The organism is Erythrobacter epiphyticus (genome assembly GCF_034653295.1).
In the GTDB taxonomy this organism is placed as follows: domain Bacteria; phylum Pseudomonadota; class Alphaproteobacteria; order Sphingomonadales; family Sphingomonadaceae; genus Erythrobacter.
Genome location: NZ_JAYEEU010000004.1, coordinates 212,906 through 228,095, shown reverse-complemented (window position 1 = coordinate 228,095; position 15,190 = coordinate 212,906). Strand labels below are relative to the sequence as shown.

Annotated in this window: 15 protein-coding genes and 1 tRNA gene; 10 read left to right on the top strand and 6 right to left on the bottom strand. The window is 64.7% G+C overall.

Going from position 1 to position 15,190, the window contains the following annotated elements; genetic code table 11:
* The first annotated feature begins 59 nt into the window (after window positions 1-59).
* Together SOQ14_RS03160 and SOQ14_RS03155 are read left to right on the top strand one after the other, a co-directional pair.
* Window positions 60-2,240 (top strand): RNA degradosome polyphosphate kinase, encoded by a 2,181-nt coding sequence (locus tag SOQ14_RS03160; RefSeq protein ID WP_322896589.1) that lies wholly within the window; start codon window positions 60-62, stop codon window positions 2,238-2,240.
* A 13-nt stretch (window positions 2,241-2,253) separates the two neighbouring features.
* A complete protein-coding gene (locus SOQ14_RS03155) occupies window positions 2,254-3,795 on the top strand; it encodes a Ppx/GppA phosphatase family protein (RefSeq protein WP_322896588.1) in 1,542 nt (513 codons plus the stop codon).
* Here the strand turns inward: SOQ14_RS03155 and SOQ14_RS03150 are convergent.
* Complete coding sequence (locus SOQ14_RS03150) at window positions 3,792-4,592, bottom strand: queuosine precursor transporter (RefSeq protein ID WP_322896587.1); 801 nt, start codon at window positions 4,590-4,592, stop codon at window positions 3,792-3,794. The genes SOQ14_RS03155 and SOQ14_RS03150 overlap by 4 nt on opposite strands.
* 61 nt (window positions 4,593-4,653) lie before the next feature.
* Here SOQ14_RS03150 and SOQ14_RS03145 point away from each other — a divergent pair.
* A tRNA-Arg gene (locus tag SOQ14_RS03145) sits at window positions 4,654-4,730 on the top strand.
* Window positions 4,731-4,912: 182 nt separating this feature from the next.
* Here SOQ14_RS03145 and SOQ14_RS03140 read toward each other — a convergent pair.
* From SOQ14_RS03140 to SOQ14_RS03120, 5 genes are all read right to left on the bottom strand, one after another.
* Window positions 4,913-5,911 carry a protochlorophyllide reductase gene (locus tag SOQ14_RS03140; protein ID WP_322896586.1) on the bottom strand — a complete coding sequence of 333 codons (999 nt, stop codon included), beginning with the start codon at window positions 5,909-5,911 and terminating at the stop codon, window positions 4,913-4,915.
* A 70-nt stretch (window positions 5,912-5,981) separates the two neighbouring features.
* A complete protein-coding gene (locus SOQ14_RS03135; protein WP_322896585.1) occupies window positions 5,982-6,878 on the bottom strand; it encodes a DUF6671 family protein in 897 nt (298 codons plus the stop codon).
* Window positions 6,854-7,723 carry a class I SAM-dependent methyltransferase gene (locus SOQ14_RS03130; RefSeq protein WP_322896584.1) on the bottom strand — a complete coding sequence of 290 codons (870 nt, stop codon included), beginning with the start codon at window positions 7,721-7,723 and terminating at the stop codon, window positions 6,854-6,856. The genes SOQ14_RS03135 and SOQ14_RS03130 overlap by 25 nt, the downstream gene beginning before the upstream one ends.
* Window positions 7,724-7,733: 10 nt before the next feature.
* Window positions 7,734-8,096: an ArsR/SmtB family transcription factor gene (locus SOQ14_RS03125; protein ID WP_322896583.1), complete on the bottom strand. Its 363-nt coding sequence runs from the start codon at window positions 8,094-8,096 to the stop codon at window positions 7,734-7,736.
* Window positions 8,096-8,770 carry a peroxiredoxin gene (locus SOQ14_RS03120; RefSeq protein ID WP_322896582.1) on the bottom strand — a complete coding sequence of 225 codons (675 nt, stop codon included), beginning with the start codon at window positions 8,768-8,770 and terminating at the stop codon, window positions 8,096-8,098. The genes SOQ14_RS03125 and SOQ14_RS03120 overlap by 1 nt, the downstream gene beginning before the upstream one ends.
* Before the next feature lie 74 nt (window positions 8,771-8,844).
* On the opposite strand from SOQ14_RS03120, the gene SOQ14_RS03115 reads away from it, so the two are divergent.
* The 7 genes from SOQ14_RS03115 (at window position 8,845) to SOQ14_RS03085 (ending at window position 15,188) form a co-directional block, all read left to right on the top strand.
* Entirely contained in the window at window positions 8,845-9,777 is a 933-nt protein-coding gene (locus SOQ14_RS03115; RefSeq protein ID WP_322896581.1) for an MBL fold metallo-hydrolase, read from the top strand.
* Window positions 9,774-10,238, top strand: coding sequence for a YeeE/YedE family protein (locus tag SOQ14_RS03110; protein ID WP_322896580.1), 465 nt, complete (start codon window positions 9,774-9,776; stop codon window positions 10,236-10,238). The genes SOQ14_RS03115 and SOQ14_RS03110 overlap by 4 nt, the downstream gene beginning before the upstream one ends.
* Window positions 10,235-10,654 carry a DUF6691 family protein gene (locus SOQ14_RS03105; protein ID WP_322896579.1) on the top strand — a complete coding sequence of 140 codons (420 nt, stop codon included), beginning with the start codon at window positions 10,235-10,237 and terminating at the stop codon, window positions 10,652-10,654. The genes SOQ14_RS03110 and SOQ14_RS03105 overlap by 4 nt, the downstream gene beginning before the upstream one ends.
* Window positions 10,655-10,656: 2 nt before the next feature.
* The gene (sulP, locus tag SOQ14_RS03100; protein ID WP_322896578.1) at window positions 10,657-12,429 is read left to right on the top strand and encodes a SulP family inorganic anion transporter; all 1,773 of its coding nucleotides are present in this window, start codon (window positions 10,657-10,659) and stop codon (window positions 12,427-12,429) included.
* Window positions 12,430-12,468: 39 nt separating this feature from the next.
* Window positions 12,469-12,822, top strand: coding sequence for a thiol-disulfide oxidoreductase DCC family protein (locus SOQ14_RS03095; protein ID WP_322896577.1), 354 nt, complete (start codon window positions 12,469-12,471; stop codon window positions 12,820-12,822).
* A 68-nt stretch (window positions 12,823-12,890) separates the two neighbouring features.
* Window positions 12,891-14,054: an alpha-hydroxy-acid oxidizing protein gene (locus tag SOQ14_RS03090; RefSeq protein ID WP_322896576.1), complete on the top strand. Its 1,164-nt coding sequence runs from the start codon at window positions 12,891-12,893 to the stop codon at window positions 14,052-14,054.
* Window positions 14,055-14,486: 432 nt separating this feature from the next.
* Window positions 14,487-15,188, top strand: a complete 702-nt coding sequence (locus SOQ14_RS03085) for an alternative oxidase (RefSeq protein WP_322896575.1) — start codon at window positions 14,487-14,489, stop codon at window positions 15,186-15,188.
* Window positions 15,189-15,190: the final 2 nt, after the last annotated feature.

Sequence of the window (15,190 nt, the reverse complement as noted above, 5' to 3'; positions counted from 1 at the left end):
GAACATGGCGCTGGGGCCAGCAGCGCCGGCCTGACAGCAAAGCAATGAGCACACAGTCGATGGATAGTCCCACCGGAACAACCGACGCGGCGAGCGAGCCCTTGCCCGCGCTCGGGCTGGATGAATCCCCCTATTTCAACCGCGAATTGTCGTGGCTGCAATTCAACGAGCGGGTGCTCGCCGAGGCGCGCAACGAAGCCTATCCGCTGCTCGAACGGCTGCGCTTCCTGTCGATTTCGGGAAGCAATCTCGATGAATTCATGATGATCCGCGTGGCGGGTCTGGTCGGGCAGGTGCAGCGCGGGCTGGGCGAGCCTTCGATCGATGGGCGCAGCCCGAGCCAGCAGCTTGCGGCGATCCGCGAGAAGCTGGCGCAGCTTTCGGCGCTCCAGCAGGAAATCTGGCGCTATCTGCGGGTCGCGCTGGCCGGTGCGGATATCCACGTCGCCGATGAACGGCGGGTCAAGCCGGCCGCGCATCGCTGGCTCAAGGCGTTTTTCCTTGAGGAAATCCTCCCGATCATCACCCCGCAGGCGCTTGATCCGGCGCATCCTTTTCCCTTCGTGCAGAACGAAGGGATGGGCCTCCTGTTCACGCTCACCCGCGATGCGGACAGCGAACAGCTGATCGAGATGGTGCTGATCCCCAGCGCGCTACCGCGCTTCGTGCGCGTGCCCGGGGACATCGCGGGTGAGGGCGAGGCGCTCTACATCTCGATTGCCAGCCTGATCCAGCGCTATGCCGAAGCCTTGTTCCCCGGTTTCACCATCGAAGGCGATGGCCTGTTCCGGGTGCTGCGCGACAGCGATATCGAAATCGAGGAAGAGGCCGAAGATCTCGTGCGGACCTTCCGCAGCGCGATCCAGCGCCGCAGGCGCGGGCAGGTGATCCAGCTCGAACTGGAAGAGGATTTCGATCCCAAGGCCGAAAACCTGCTGCTCCAACAGCTCGGCGTGACCGAAGCGGCGGTTATCAAGACCGATGGCATGATCGGGATCGATGGCCTTGCCGAGATCGTCGCCGAAGATCGCCCCGATCTCAAATTCGATGCCTACGCCCCGCGCTTTCCCGAACGCATCCGCGAACATGACGGCGATGCCTTTTCCGCGATCCGCGAAAAGGACATCATCATCCATCACCCCTATGAAAGCTTCGAGGTGGTGGTCGATTTCGTGCGTCAGGCGGCGGCCGATCCCGATGTGGTGGCGATCAAGCAGACGCTGTATCGCGCCGGCTCACAATCCAATGTCATCAACGCCCTGATCGAGGCTGCCGAGGCCGGCAAATCAGTCACCGCCGTGGTCGAGCTCAAGGCCCGCTTTGATGAGGAGCAGAACCTCAAATGGGCGAGCAAGCTGGAACGCGCGGGCGTGCAGGTGATCTACGGCTTCACCGATTGGAAAACCCACGCCAAGGTCGCGATGGTGGTGCGGCGCGAAGGCGATTCTTTCCGCACCTATTGCCACTTTGGCACCGGCAATTACCACCCCGTCACCGCCAAGGTGTACACCGATCTCAGCTTCTTCACCGCCGATCCGAAGCTGGGGCGCGATGCGGCCAAGATGTTCAACTTCGTCACCGGCTATGTCGAACCCCATGCGCTCGAACGCATCTCGATCGCGCCGATTGATCTGCGCGCCGAAATCTATCGCCGGATCGATGCCGAAATCGCCCATGCCGCGCAGGGCAAGCCGGCGGCGATCTGGATCAAGTGCAACCAGATCACCGATCAGGCGATGATTGATCGGCTCTATGCCGCGAGCAATGCCGGGGTGCAGATCGAACTGGTGGTGCGCGGGATCTGCTGCCTTAGGCCCGGCATCGCCGGGTTGAGCGAGAACATCCATGTCAAATCGATCATCGGGCGCTTTCTCGAACACAGCCGGATTTACGCCTTTGCCAATGGCGCGCCGCTGCCGAGCGCGCAGGCGGCGGTCTATATCTCATCCGCCGATCTGATGAGCCGCAACCTTGATCGCCGGGTCGAGGCGCTGATCCCGATCCTCAACCGCACGGTGCATGATCAGGTGCTGCAACAGGTCCTGCTCGCCAATATGCTCGATACCGAACAAAGCTGGTGGCTGCATTCGGACGGGAGCTATTCACGGGTTGAAACCGATGGCAGGTCGTTCAACTGCCATCGCTACTTCATGACGAACCCGTCGCTGTCGGGGCGGGGCGGGGCGCTGGAGGCAGGCGCGGTACCGAAATTGTCGCTGCGCCGGGGGCGTGCGGGATAGGATTGTTGCAGGAATGACGTATCGCAAGCGGCGCTCGGACCGCGACGGCACATTTGCGGGCAGCACGCCCCAGCGCGCGATTATCGACATTGGTTCGAACACGGTGCGGCTGGTCGTCTATGGCGGGGCGATGCGCGCGCCGACCGTGCTGCTGAACGAGAAAGTCACTGCCAAGCTCGGCCGCGATATCGCGACCACCGGCAAACTCGCGGATGAAGCGGTCGAACTGGCCTTGCGAGGCCTTGCACGCTTTGCCTTGCTGCTGGAAGACCTCGCGGTTGATGATGTCGAGGTGGTGGCGACAGCGGCGGTGCGCGACGCCAGCAATGGCCCGGAATTCGTCGCCAAGCTGCGCGCCATGGGGCTCGAACCGCGCGTGATTTCGGGCGAGGAAGAAGCGATCCTCAGCGCGCATGGCGTGATCGGGGCCTTTCCCGATGCCCGCGGGATTGTCGCCGATCTGGGCGGCGGCAGTCTTGAACTGGTGCGCGTGGGCGAGGGCAGGGCGAGTGCGGCCAGCAGTCTCCCGCTGGGCACGCTGCGTCTGCCTGAATATCGCGGGCGCGGGGCAAGCGAGATGCGCAAGGCGCTCGACAAGGCGATCCGCAAGGGCGGTTGGGATCTCGCTGCCAAGGCACCCGAGGATAATGGCGCGCTTTATCTGGTGGGCGGGACATGGCGCGCGATGGCGGTGTTCGCGATGGAATCAACCCGCCATCCCTTGAGCGATCCTCACGGGTTCGAGCTTGATCCTGCGACTGCGCTCGCTCTCGCGGGGACGCTGGCGGAATTGCACGATGGCGCGCGCCCGCGCGGGCGCATTTCGACGATGCGGATGGAAAAGCTGCCCGATGCGGCGGTGTTGCTGCAAGCGATGCTGACGCGGCTCAATCCTGTGCGGATCGTGTTTTCATCCTGGGGCCTGCGCGAAGGGCTGCTCTATGATCGCCTGCCGCCGCATGGGCGGGCGCAGGACCCTCTGCTCGCCGGGATTTCCGCTTTCGCCAGCCAGCGCGGCGCGCCGCCGACGCTCGCCGCGCGGATGGCGGCCTGGACGCTCGATGCCGCGCCCGCGCGCGAACATGGCAGCGAAAGGCTGCGGCTTGCGGCGACCACGCTGGCGCTCGCAGCGATGCAGATCGAGCCCAATGTGCGCCTGCCGCAAGCGATCGACTGGGCTTTGCAGAAGCGCTGGATCGGGGTTGACGGCAAGGGCCGCGCCATGATGGCCGCCGCGATTGCGGCCAATGGCAACCAGCTTGATCTGCCCGAACGCGTACGGCTGCTGGCGAGCCCCGAAGCGCTTGAGGAAGCGATCCGTTGGGGCCTTGCCCTGCGGCTCGCCCGGCGGCTGGGTGCGCGCTCGCCGCGCTCGTTGCAGGTCAGCCGGCTGCTGGTGCAGGATGGTGTCCTGCTGCTCAGGCTCGCGCAAAGCCATGCGGCGCTGTTCGGCGCGCCGACCGAAAAGGACATGAAGCTGCTGTCGGGCCGGCTCGGGTTGGGCTGGCGCGTCGAGATTGTGGCGGACGAGGCCCTGCTGGATCAGCCCGCTTAAGCTTTGGTCGCCGTGCTCGCAAAGGGCGAGAAATTCGTGTCCATATCGAACAGATCGACACCCTCGGCGGCCTTGAGACGGTTGACCACGACATAGGTAACGGGCGTGAGCAAGGCCTCCCACGCGGTTTTGATCAGCCATTGCGACAGCACCACCTGGAACAGGGTTTCAGGCGGCCAGCCTGCGAGCCCCCAGAAGGCGAGCGGGTAGAAAATCAGACTGTCGAGCCCCTGACCGACAAAGGTCGAACCGATGGTGCGCATCCACATGAAGCGCCCCTTGGTCCAGACCTTCATCTTGGCGAGGACAAAGGAATTGGCGAACTCGCCGACCCAGAAAGCGGTGATCGACGCGAGCACGATCCGCCAGCTGTTGCCGAAGACATGCTCGTAATCGCTTTGATAGGGCCAGCCTTCGGCCGGGGGTAGGGCGACCACCACCCATGCCATGAAGGCCATGAAGGCTAGCGCGCCAAAGCCTGTCCAGATCACCCGGCGCGCCTTGGCATAGCCATAGACCTCGGTCAGGACATCGCCGAGGATGTAGCTGATCGGGAAGAACAGGACGCCAGCGCCGAAAATCCACGCCTCGCCATTGGGGAGCGTGATGAAGCTCGGCTTGGACGCGCCGATCAGGTTCGACAGCAGCAGAATGGCGACGAACGCCGCCATGACGATGTCGTAATGGCGGAACGACCCCGGCGCGCGCGAGGTGGCGATGATCCCGTCTGCGGGATCGCGGTCAAAGGCGGCAGCGGGATCGGGAGAGGGATCGACCGCGGAAGGCGTTTTTTCCATCGTCGGCTATCCTAGCTGCATTTGATTGCGAGGCAAAGCGCGCTATTGGACGTGGCGGCGCGCGCCCGTAGCTCATCTGGATAGAGCGCGAGACTTCTAATCTTGAGGCAGCAGGTTCGAGTCCTGCCGGGCGCGCCACACACCAGTCTCTCTTGCGCGTCCGAAACCATCCGGCCCTCTTCGCATGGGGGCAAAGAGGCATGGGTTCTTGGCTGCCGCGTGGTCTGGCCAATTGTGCACCGGGATGCCGCCGGGCGGCGCATATCCCCGTATAAGGCGAGGTTCTTATTCGCCCTGGCCCGTGACCCGAAGAAAAACCCTTACGCTGCCTGCTGCACCCGCGCGCCCTGAAGCCCGACGAGACCGCAGCTCAGCTCCCACAAACGGGCCGAGCGCGCCGCGTTCTCCGCCCGCGCCGACAAGGGCTGGGCAAAGGCCTCAGCCCCCGGCTTCTGGCGGTTCCCCCAGCTCCAGTGGACGCCCGAGCGGGTAAAGCCCGGATCGGCCACCACTTGCGCCACCCGCTCGCCCGCGAGGGGCTGCGAGACATAGCCCTTGGTGATGTTCTTCTGGAACCACGGGAAGATCGTGCGGAAGGCCTTGGGCGCATGCCGGAACAGCGGCGTATCCGCGACGCAGCCGGGATAGAGCGTCGCAAAGATGATCCCGGTGCTGGCATGATAGCGCGCGTGAAGTTCGCGGCTCATCATCATCAGCGCGAGCTTGGAGTCCTTGTAGGCCTTGCCCGGCTTGAACGCCTTGCCATCAATCATCGCGACCGGCGGGCCGAAGCCAGCCTCGAAGCCCGCCAATTCGCCGAGATGGGCGGGCGCCGGGATCGGGATCTTGCCGCCGAACTCCTCGGAATTGGCGGTTACGGTGCCGAGCGTGATGAGGCGCGGCGCGGGCGCTGCCGCCAGATCATCGAGCAGCAGGTTCGCCAGCAGGAAGTGGCCGAGATAATTGGTCGCCACCGAGACTTCATAGCCCTGCGCGTTGCGCAGCGGTTCCTGCGCGCGCGGGAGGTAAACTGCGGCATTGAGCACCAGCGCATCGAGCGTGCGGCCCGCTGCCTTGAGTTGCTGGCGGGTGGCCTCGGCCAAAGCATGGACGCTGGCGAAATCCGCCAGATCAAGCGGGAGTAGCGTACGGCTCGCCGGATCAATCCCGACTTCGCGCGCGGCGGCCTCGGCTTTGGCAAGGTCGCGGCAGGCCATGATGACATGCCAGCCGCGCGCGGCGAGCGCCTGCGCGGCCCACAGGCCAACGCCGGATGAGGCACCGGTGATAAGGGCGGTAGAGGTTTGGGCAGTGTTCATGGAGCGATGATTGCCGCAAGTCCTTTGGCCGTTCAAGACCATGATGAACAAGACCGCGCTCGCCAAATTATCAGGGATTGCAGCGCGGGCAGAGGCCGGGATCGGCGTGGGTGGGGCCCAGGGCAGGGCGCTCTTCACGGTGCCCGCACGCCACGCAGGCGCGCACTTCGGCCATGGGCAAGGCGGTGGGGGTGCCGCACCACTCGCACGGCAAGCCGGCGATGCGCTCGGTCACAGCAAAGCCGGGATAAACGCAGGCGGGGCAGCGGCTCGCATGGCGGCGCACCAGATCCTGCGTCGCCCGCGCAATTGCAGCCATGCGGGTGGGATTGTAATGCGCGCGCATATCGGTTTCGACGCAGGCTGCACCGCTTTCGCTGATGGCCATGCTGACAGCTTCGGCGAGCGCGGCCGGGGTCGTGATCCCCTTGCGCAGGGCAAGGTGCGGGGCTGGTTGGCCGCCTGCGCAGCCCATCACGATCAGTGCGTGCTGGGGAAAGCCGATGCGGTCGGCGAAGCCTTGCGCTTCGTCCAGCGTGCGCGCGATGACATGGGCATAGCGCACATCGAGCGTCGTATCATGGCCTGCCAGCTCCAGCCCGGTCTCGCGGTCGACCAGCAGCACCAGTTCGCGGCCCATCGGCGCAAAGGGGATGTGCGGATGGGGGCCAAAGCTGCCCTCGCTCGCAAGCGCAACTCGCGCGCCGGGCACAAGGGCGAACGCGGCTTTGGCCTTGGCGCGCGCCGCATCCAGCGCGGTCCCGGTGCGTTCGCGCTCCCGCGAAAAGGTGCCGAAAGCATCGGTGTCGAGCCCTTGGGCAAGGTCGCAGACAAGCCCGAGGGCATCGGCCAGCACCGGCGCGATCACCTGTTCCTTGCCATGCATGGTGGCGATCACCGCGCGCGCGCCCGCCAGCGCAAAGCGATCCGTGGCCGCGTCTGTCAGGCGATGGCGCGCACCAACCATGCCTTGCACCCCATCATGACGCCTTGGCCTGCGACATGGCGCTCGGTGAAAAGCGCCACCAGATCGGCCCGCGCGGCTGCTTGCACCGCTTCGCCATGGTCTGCGAGCGCGCGACCGGCCGCCATGGCCGCCAGCACGAAATCGGCAGCGTCCTCGGGCGAAGCCCCGGGCCCGCCGACCGCCTGCTGGCCGACATAAGGCATCACATCCATGCCAGTGAACCCGCCTGCGGCGAGCACGTCGGCGAGATAATCGAGATCCTCGAAGGCGAAGGGTCCCGGCGTGCGCGGCACCGCGGGCGGGATGTCGATATGCGCGCGCACCACGCCCATCATCTCCATCATCCACAGGTTGTCGCGCGGGTTCGCCCAGACCGCCAGATCGATCCGAGCGCCGGGCTTCAGCAGCGTGTGAAGGTGGGCAAAGGCTCGCTTGGGCTCGGCAAAGAACATCGAGCCAAAGCGCGAGAACAGCCGATCATAGGGTGCGTCTTCGAGCGGCGTGGTGGCGGCATCGCCGCAGACGAAGCGGGCATTGGCAAGGCCCATGGCGGCCGCACGCGCCTGCGCTTCGCGGGTCAGGTCGGGCGAGATATCAAGCCCGACCGCCTCGCCCCCCGGCGCGACGGCGGCGGCAATCACGCGGGTGGTGGCCCCGCCGCCGCAGCCGAGATCAATCACCCGTTCCCCGGGCTGGTATGCGGCGCGCGCCAGCAAGGCTTCGCCGATCGGGGCGATCATGCCTTCGAAGCGATCGAGATGGCTGAGCCACTTGGTGCCCATGTCGCCGGCCCAATCCTCGCCCTTCAGGGCTTCGACAGGCTTGGCGGGTGCGGTCTGTGTCATGGCAGGGCTTTCACGAAAGGCGCGCGAAGTGGGCAGCGCCGGGAGGGGAAGGGCGCGGCGCTGCGGGCGCGGCGCTGGGTACGGCCGCCTGTCCGGGAAGGAGGCCGGTGAGCACGTTCGACAGGGCAGCAAGTTCAGCAATCATCAGACGATAGAACACCAGCTTGGCTTCCTTGCGGGTCTCGACCAGTCCGGCTTTGCGCAGCACACTCAATTGCTGGGAGAGTGCTGGCTGCCCGATGCCGGTCGCCTGTTCGATCTCGCCGACATTGAGCTCGCTCTGGCCGAGCGCGGTGAGAATGCGCAGCCGCAAGGGATGGGCAACCGCCTTGAACTGCTCGACCAGCGCCTCTTCGGTCTTGGCATCGCGCATCAGCCTTGCTCCGACGAGAGATCGGCATCGCCGCGCAGAAACCATCCAGTGGGCTCGTCGCTCGCGAATACATCATCGAGCGATTGGGCGGCAGGGGCCAGCAGGGGGTCTCCTACTTGCCAATTGGCCGGAGCGAGCCCGCCCGCGGCATCAATCGCCTGAAGCCCATCGAGAATCCGCAGCATTTCGGGGACGGAGCGGCCGAGATTGGCCGGGTAACAATTCATCGCGCGGATCGTGCCCGCAGGATCGATAAAGAAGGTGGTGCGCACGGTGGCGCTGTTGCTGTCGGCCGGCGAGACCATGCCATAGGCGCGTCCGATCACCAGAGTGGGATCCTCGACAATCGGGAAGCGCACCTCGATGCCGAACCGGTCGCGGATCAGGCGCAGCCACGCGAAATGGGCAAACAGGCTGTCGACCGAAAGCGCCATCAGCGCGCAGTCACGGGCCTCGAAGGCAGCGCTTTCGCGGGCGAGGGCGACGAATTCTGTGGTACACACCGGGGTGAAATCCGCCGGGTGCGAGAACAGCACCAGCCAGCGACCGCGGAAAGCCGACAGGCGCACCGGGCCGATGGTGCTGCGCGCTTCAAAATCGGGCGCGGTGTCACCGATGCGCAAGCCTGCGCAAGGTGCAAGAGGGGATGGGGTAAGGGCGGTTGGATCGCTCATGCGGGTTTCATACCACTTGACTTCAGGATTGCAATACATATACACGATTTATGAAAATGAAGTGGAGAAATGCCATGACTGCCCACGATCCGGTGCTGGAAGCCGCCACCGCGCAAGTGCTGCGCGCGCGCGATGATGCCGCACTGCGGCCTGAAATCGCGGCTTTCTTTGATCCCGCCACTTTCACTGTCACCTACGTCGCGCATGATCCTGCAACCTTGGAGGCGGCAATCATCGATTCGGTGCTCGATTATGATCCCAATTCCGGGCGCACATCGACCGCATCGGCGGATGCGGTGATAGCTCATGTCACTTCGCATAATCTGAAAGTGACATGGCTGCTCGAAACCCATGCCCATGCCGATCACCTGTCGGCAGCGCCCTACCTCCAGGAGAAGCTGGGCGGCAAGATCGCCATCGGCGCGGATATTACCAAGGTGCAGAATGTCTTCGGCAAGCTGTTCAATGCCGGCACCGCGTTTGAGCGCGATGGCTCGCAATTCGACGCGCTGTTTTCGGATGGCGATACCTTCAGCATCGGCACACTGCCGGTGACGGTGATGCATGTCCCCGGCCATACCCCGGCCTGCATTGCCTATGTCGTGGGCGAGGCGGTGTTCGTCGGCGATACCATGTTCATGCCCGATTACGGCACTGCGCGGGCGGATTTCCCCGGTGGTGATGCACGCAGCCTGTTCCGCTCGCTGCGGCGCATCCTTGCGCTCCCGCCCGAAACCCGCCTGTTCATGTGCCACGATTATCTGCCCGCGGGCCGCACCGAATATTTCTGGGAGACGACGGTTGCCGCAGAACGCGCGGGCAATATCCATGCCCATGATGGTATCACCGAAGATGAATTCGTCGCCATGCGCGAAGCCCGCGATGCGACGCTCGCCATGCCGCGCCTGATCCTGCCATCCGTGCAGGTCAACATGCGCGCAGGCCACATGCCACCGCCGGATGAAAATGGCATTGTCTACCTCAAGATCCCGGTGAATGCGGTATGAGTATCCTCGCAACGAGCCTGCCCGGATTTCCTGATGCCGCTCCGGTGGCGGGGCTTGCCGGCGGGGTGCTGATTGGCCTTGCCGCAGCGCTGATGCTGCTGGGGGCAGGGCGGATTGCCGGAGTGTCCGGCATTGCCGCGCGCGCTTTTGCCATTGGCGAGGGTGCGATGCAGCGCAGCGCCGCTTTCGCCTTTCTCATCGGCCTGCCGCTTGGCGCGCTGATCGTGACGCTGCTGACAGGCGCGCCCGCGCCGCAATTTGCCTCACCGCTGCTGCTGGCAGTGGCCGGGGTGATTGTCGGCATCGGTACGCGGCTGGGTAGCGGCTGCACCAGTGGCCACGGCGTGTGCGGGATGAGCCGCCTGTCGCAGCGCTCGCTCGTCGCCACGGCCAGCTTCATGGTGACCGGCTTTGCCACCGTGGCGGTGATGAATGCGCTTGGCATCGTCGTGCTGCCATGATGCGCGCTGTTGTGGTGGCGCTCGCCTCAGGCACGATTTTCGGCGCGGGTCTGGCGCTTGGCGGGATGACCGATCCGGCACGCGTGCGCGGATTCCTTGACTTGTTTGGTGCGTGGGACCCGACGCTTGCCTTTGTGATGGGCGGTGCGGTGATGGTGATGGCGCTTGCCTGGATCGTGCAACGCAGCATGCAACGCCCGCTCTTTGCCGAAGCCTTTGCCTTGCCCAATCGCAGCGATTTGACGCCGCGGCTGATCGGCGGCTCGGCGCTGTTCGGCATCGGCTGGGGCATTGCCGGGCTGTGCCCGGGGCCTGGCTTCGCCGCGCTGGCAATCGATGCGCCTGCGGCGGCGATTTTCCTTGCGGCGATGCTGGCCGGCATGATGCTGGTGCGGCTGGTTGACCGGCCCGCCTGACCATGCGCCCGCACAGCCGCATGGCGGCCTTCTTCCCGATCCTCGCATGGGGGCGCAGCTATGATCGCGCTGTCCTGACAAGCGATCTGATGGCGGCGGTGATCGTCACCATCATGCTGATCCCGCAGAGCCTCGCCTATGCGATGCTGGCAGGCCTGCCGCCGGTGGTTGGGCTCTATGCCTCGATCATGCCGCTGGTGCTTTATGCGATCTTCGGCACCAGCCGCACGCTGGCCGTGGGGCCGGTGGCTGTCATCTCGCTGATGACAGCGAGCGCGGCGAGCGCGGTCGCGCCGGTTGGCACGCCCGAATATCTCGAAGCGGCGGTCACGCTTGCCGCGCTGTCGGGGGTGATGCTGACAGTGCTGGGACTGCTGCGCCTCGGCTTCCTTGCGAACCTGCTGTCGCACCCGGTCATCAGCGGCTTCATTACTGCGAGCGGGATCCTGATTGCGACCTCGCAGCTCAAGCATATCCTCGGGGTGAGGGCGGAGGGCGAGACTTGGCCCGCCATGCTGCATGGCCTCGTCAGCAATCTCGGTGCGATCAATCCGGCGACCGTGGCGATCGGCATTCCGGTGCTGGCATTCCTTTTCTGGGTGAGAAAGGGCCTGAAGCCTGCCCTGCAGGGCCTTGGCATGTCAGCCCGCGCGGCAGATATGAGCGCCAAGGCCGGGCCGGTGATGGCCGTGGCGCTTACCATTCTGGCGGTGATCGGCCTTGATCTGGGCAACCGCGGCGTCGCCGTGGTCGGCGCGGTCCCGCAGGGTCTGCCGCCGTTCACCGTGCCTTCGGCTGATCCCGCCCTGATCGCACAATTGTGGGTGCCAGCGCTGCTCATCTCGATCATCGGCTTTGTCGAGAGCGTCTCGGTGGCGCAGACCCTTGCGGCCAAGCGCCGCCAGCGCATCAGCCCGGATCAGGAGCTGATCGGCCTTGGCGCATCCAACATCGCGAGCGCGCTTTCGGGCGGCTATCCGGTGACGGGCGGCTTCGCCCGTTCGGTGGTCAATTTCGATGCTGGCGCGCAGACGCCCGCGGCGGGAGCCTTTACCGCTGTGGGGATCGCGCTCGCTTCGCTCTACCTCACGCCGCTGCTGTTCCATCTGCCGGTGGCTACGCTTGCCGCGACGATCATTGTTGCGGTGCTGAGCCTTGTCGATTTCAAGACTCCGCGCCAGCTCTGGGCCTATTCCAAAGCCGATTTTGCAGCCCATGCCGCAACGATTATTGTGACCCTGCTGGCAGGGGTTGAGCTGGGCGTGATCGCAGGCGTTGTGGTCGGGCTGCTGCTCTACCTGTGGCGCGCGAGCCGCCCCCATGCCGCCATTGTTGGCCGCGTTCCCGGCACCGGCCATTTCCGCAATGTCGAGCGGCACGCTGTCATCACCCTGCCGCACCTCCTGGCGCTGCGGATTGACGAAAGCCTGACTTATCTCAACGCCCGCTGGCTGGAGGAATACGTTCTCGAACTCGTCGCCGAGCGGTCGCAATTGCGCCATGTCGTGCTGATGTTCAGCGCGGTGAATGCGGTGGATGCGTCGGGGCTGGAAAGCCTTGAGGCGATCAACCACCGCCTTGGCGAGACAGGGGTGGGTTTGCATCTCTCCGAAGTCAAAGGCCCGGTGATGGATCGGCTGCACCGCAGCCATCTGATCGAAGAACTGAACGGCCGCGTGTTCCTGTCGCAGGATCAGGCCTTTGCCGAATTGGCCGATGATACCGGCGTGCCGCCGCCGCCGGTCGATCACTACGAGGCGCGCGGTTTCATCTGACACCTTGCAATCGCGCTCCAAGCGCTCACATCGACCGGGATGACATCTGCTCCGCTCAAGGTCTGGTATGATGGCGCCTGCCCGCTGTGCCTGCGCGAAATCGCGTTGATGCGGCGGCTCGATACACGCGGGGCGATCACCTTTGTCGATGTCGCGGCCGGGGCTGATCCGGCCTGTCCGATTGATCGGGCTGCGCTGCTCGCGCGCTTCCATGCTGAGGAGAATGGCGAAGTGGTCAGCGGCGCGGCGGCCTTTGCCGCGATGTGGCGGGCCATTCCTGTGCTGCGTCCCTTGGGGTTGCTCGCACGCAACCGGCTTGTGTTGCGCCTGCTCGAAGCGGCCTACCTGCAATTTCTCAAAGTGCGCCCGCGGCTCCAACGCTTCTTCGCCTGACCGCTTGGCAAGGCGGTGATTTGCCGCCAAGCTGCGGCGCATAGCACAAGCAACAGGGAGAGGCGCGCGTGAGCTATTTCGGCGCGATGCAGAACGAGATCTACAACGCTGGGCTGAAGGGCATCCTGCCCGATTATCCCGTCGATTTCGCCACGCTGGAAAAGCGCGCTCACGAAGCGCTTGGCCCGATGATGACCAATTATGTCGCGGGCGGCTGCGGCGACGAGCATACCCAGAACAGCAACGCTGCGGCTTTTCACCACTGGGGCATGGTGCCGCGGATGATGGTGGATTGCAGCACGCGCGATCTCTCGATCGAGCTGTTCGGTCACACCTACCCGACCCCGCTGTTCATGGCGCCGATTGGTCTCAATGGCGAAGCGACACAGGATCGCCACGGCGATCTGGCTGCGGCGCGGGCCTCGGCCATGACAGGTGTGCCATTCTGCGCCTCGACCTTGGCCAATGATCCGCTGGAGGATGTGAAAGCGGCCTGCGGTGATACGCCAGCCTGGTTCCAGCTTTACACGCCGCGCAACCGCGAGCTGGCGGAAAGCCTGATCCGCCGGGCCGAGGATGCGGGCTACAAGGCCTTGGTGGTGACGCTCGACACTTGGGTGACCGGCTGGCGCCCGCGCGATCTCAACGCTTCGAACTTCCCGCAGCTGCGCGGCAAGGTGCTGGTCAATTACTTCTCCGATCCGGTGTTCCGCTCGCTGCTGGCCAAGCCGCCCGAGGAAGATCCGGCGGCGGCGATCTTCACCTGGGCCGCGACCTTCGGGCAGGTGCTGACGTGGGAGGATATGGCGTGGTTCAAATCGGTGACGAAACTGCCGATCGTTCTCAAAGGGATCTGCCATCCCGATGATGCGCGCCGTGCGGTCGATACCGGGGCGGATGCGATCTATTGTTCGAACCACGGCGGGCGTCAGGCCAATGGCGGGATCGCGACCATCGATCTGCTGGCCGATGTGGTGAAAGCCGCAGGCGATGTGCCGGTGCTGTTTGACAGCGGCGTGCGTTCGGGCACCGACGCTGTCAAGGCGCTGGCGATGGGCGCGCGCGCCATCGGCGTCGGGCGGCCTTACACCTATGGCCTCGCGCTGGGCGGTGCCGCCGGGGCTGCGTGGGTGCTGTGTTCCATCCTCGCCGAGGCCGACTTGCTGATGGCGGTCAACGGCTATCCCACGCTGGCGGCGGTGCGCGAAGCCGGGGTGCAACGGGTCGGGTGAGGGGCCGTGACAAAAATTGCATTGTCCGCAGCTTGTTAATAGGTTTTCCACAGTTTCGTGTTATCCCGTCTCAATGATATTTTGCGAATCGGGGACGCGACTATGGAAAAGCCGACCATCTGGTCCAGCCGGCCAGATCGCATGTACCGCACTGTCTGCATTGATGATTCCCAGTCGCGCCGTGCCAGATACGGCCGGATCCGCCCGATGGAGCAGCCCGGCGCTTTGCGCAGCCTGATTGCGCGGATTATACCTCTGACCTGATGCGCACATCATCAGCCGTGGCGGCCATAGAAGGGCTGCTTCCGGCATGATGATCGCCGCGGAGGAACTCTCAACTGCACCCTGCGTTGTGTTTTTTTGAAACAGGGATCGGTCACACTGTGGTATGATCACACCGATCAGCGCAGTGTTTGGAGTGCAGGTGCAGTCATGAAGCCGTTTGATACCCGCCCGATGGTCCGGCAGGTCAACCTCGATGTTGATCTCGATGTCCATGTGGCCCCGCAAGGCACGAGCGACAAGGTCGCTTTCGGCTTTGTGAAGCTGCTGCGGTTCTTCGCCGACAAGTTCTTTGCCAAGCGGTACGGCCACCGCGCCGTCGTGCTTGAAACCGTGGCGGCGGTGCCCGGCATGGTTGGCGGGCTGTGGCAACACCTCACCGCGCTCCGGAAGATGCGCGATGATGAAGGCTGGATCCGCACGCTCCTCGACGAGGCCGAGAACGAGCGGATGCACCTGATGACCTTCATCGAGATCGCGCAGCCCAATTGGTTTGAGCGCGCGCTGATCGTGGCGGTGCAGCTGGTGTTCTACAATTTCTACTTCTTCCTCTATCTGCTCGCGCCGCGCACCGCGCACCGCGTGGTTGCCTATTTCGAGGAAGAGGCGGTGTTCAGCTACACCCAGTATCTCGCCGAGGTGGATGCAGGCCGCCATGAAAACGTGCCGGCGCCGCAGATCGCGATTGATTACTGGCAGCTTCCACAGGACGCACGGCTCCGCGATGTGATCCTCGCTGTGCGGGCCGATGAGGCCGAGCACCGCGATGTGAACCACTTCTTCGTGACAGCGCTGGATCGCCGTCACGACGAACAGGATGCCCCTGCAATCGTGCCCGATACGCTGTCCTGAGC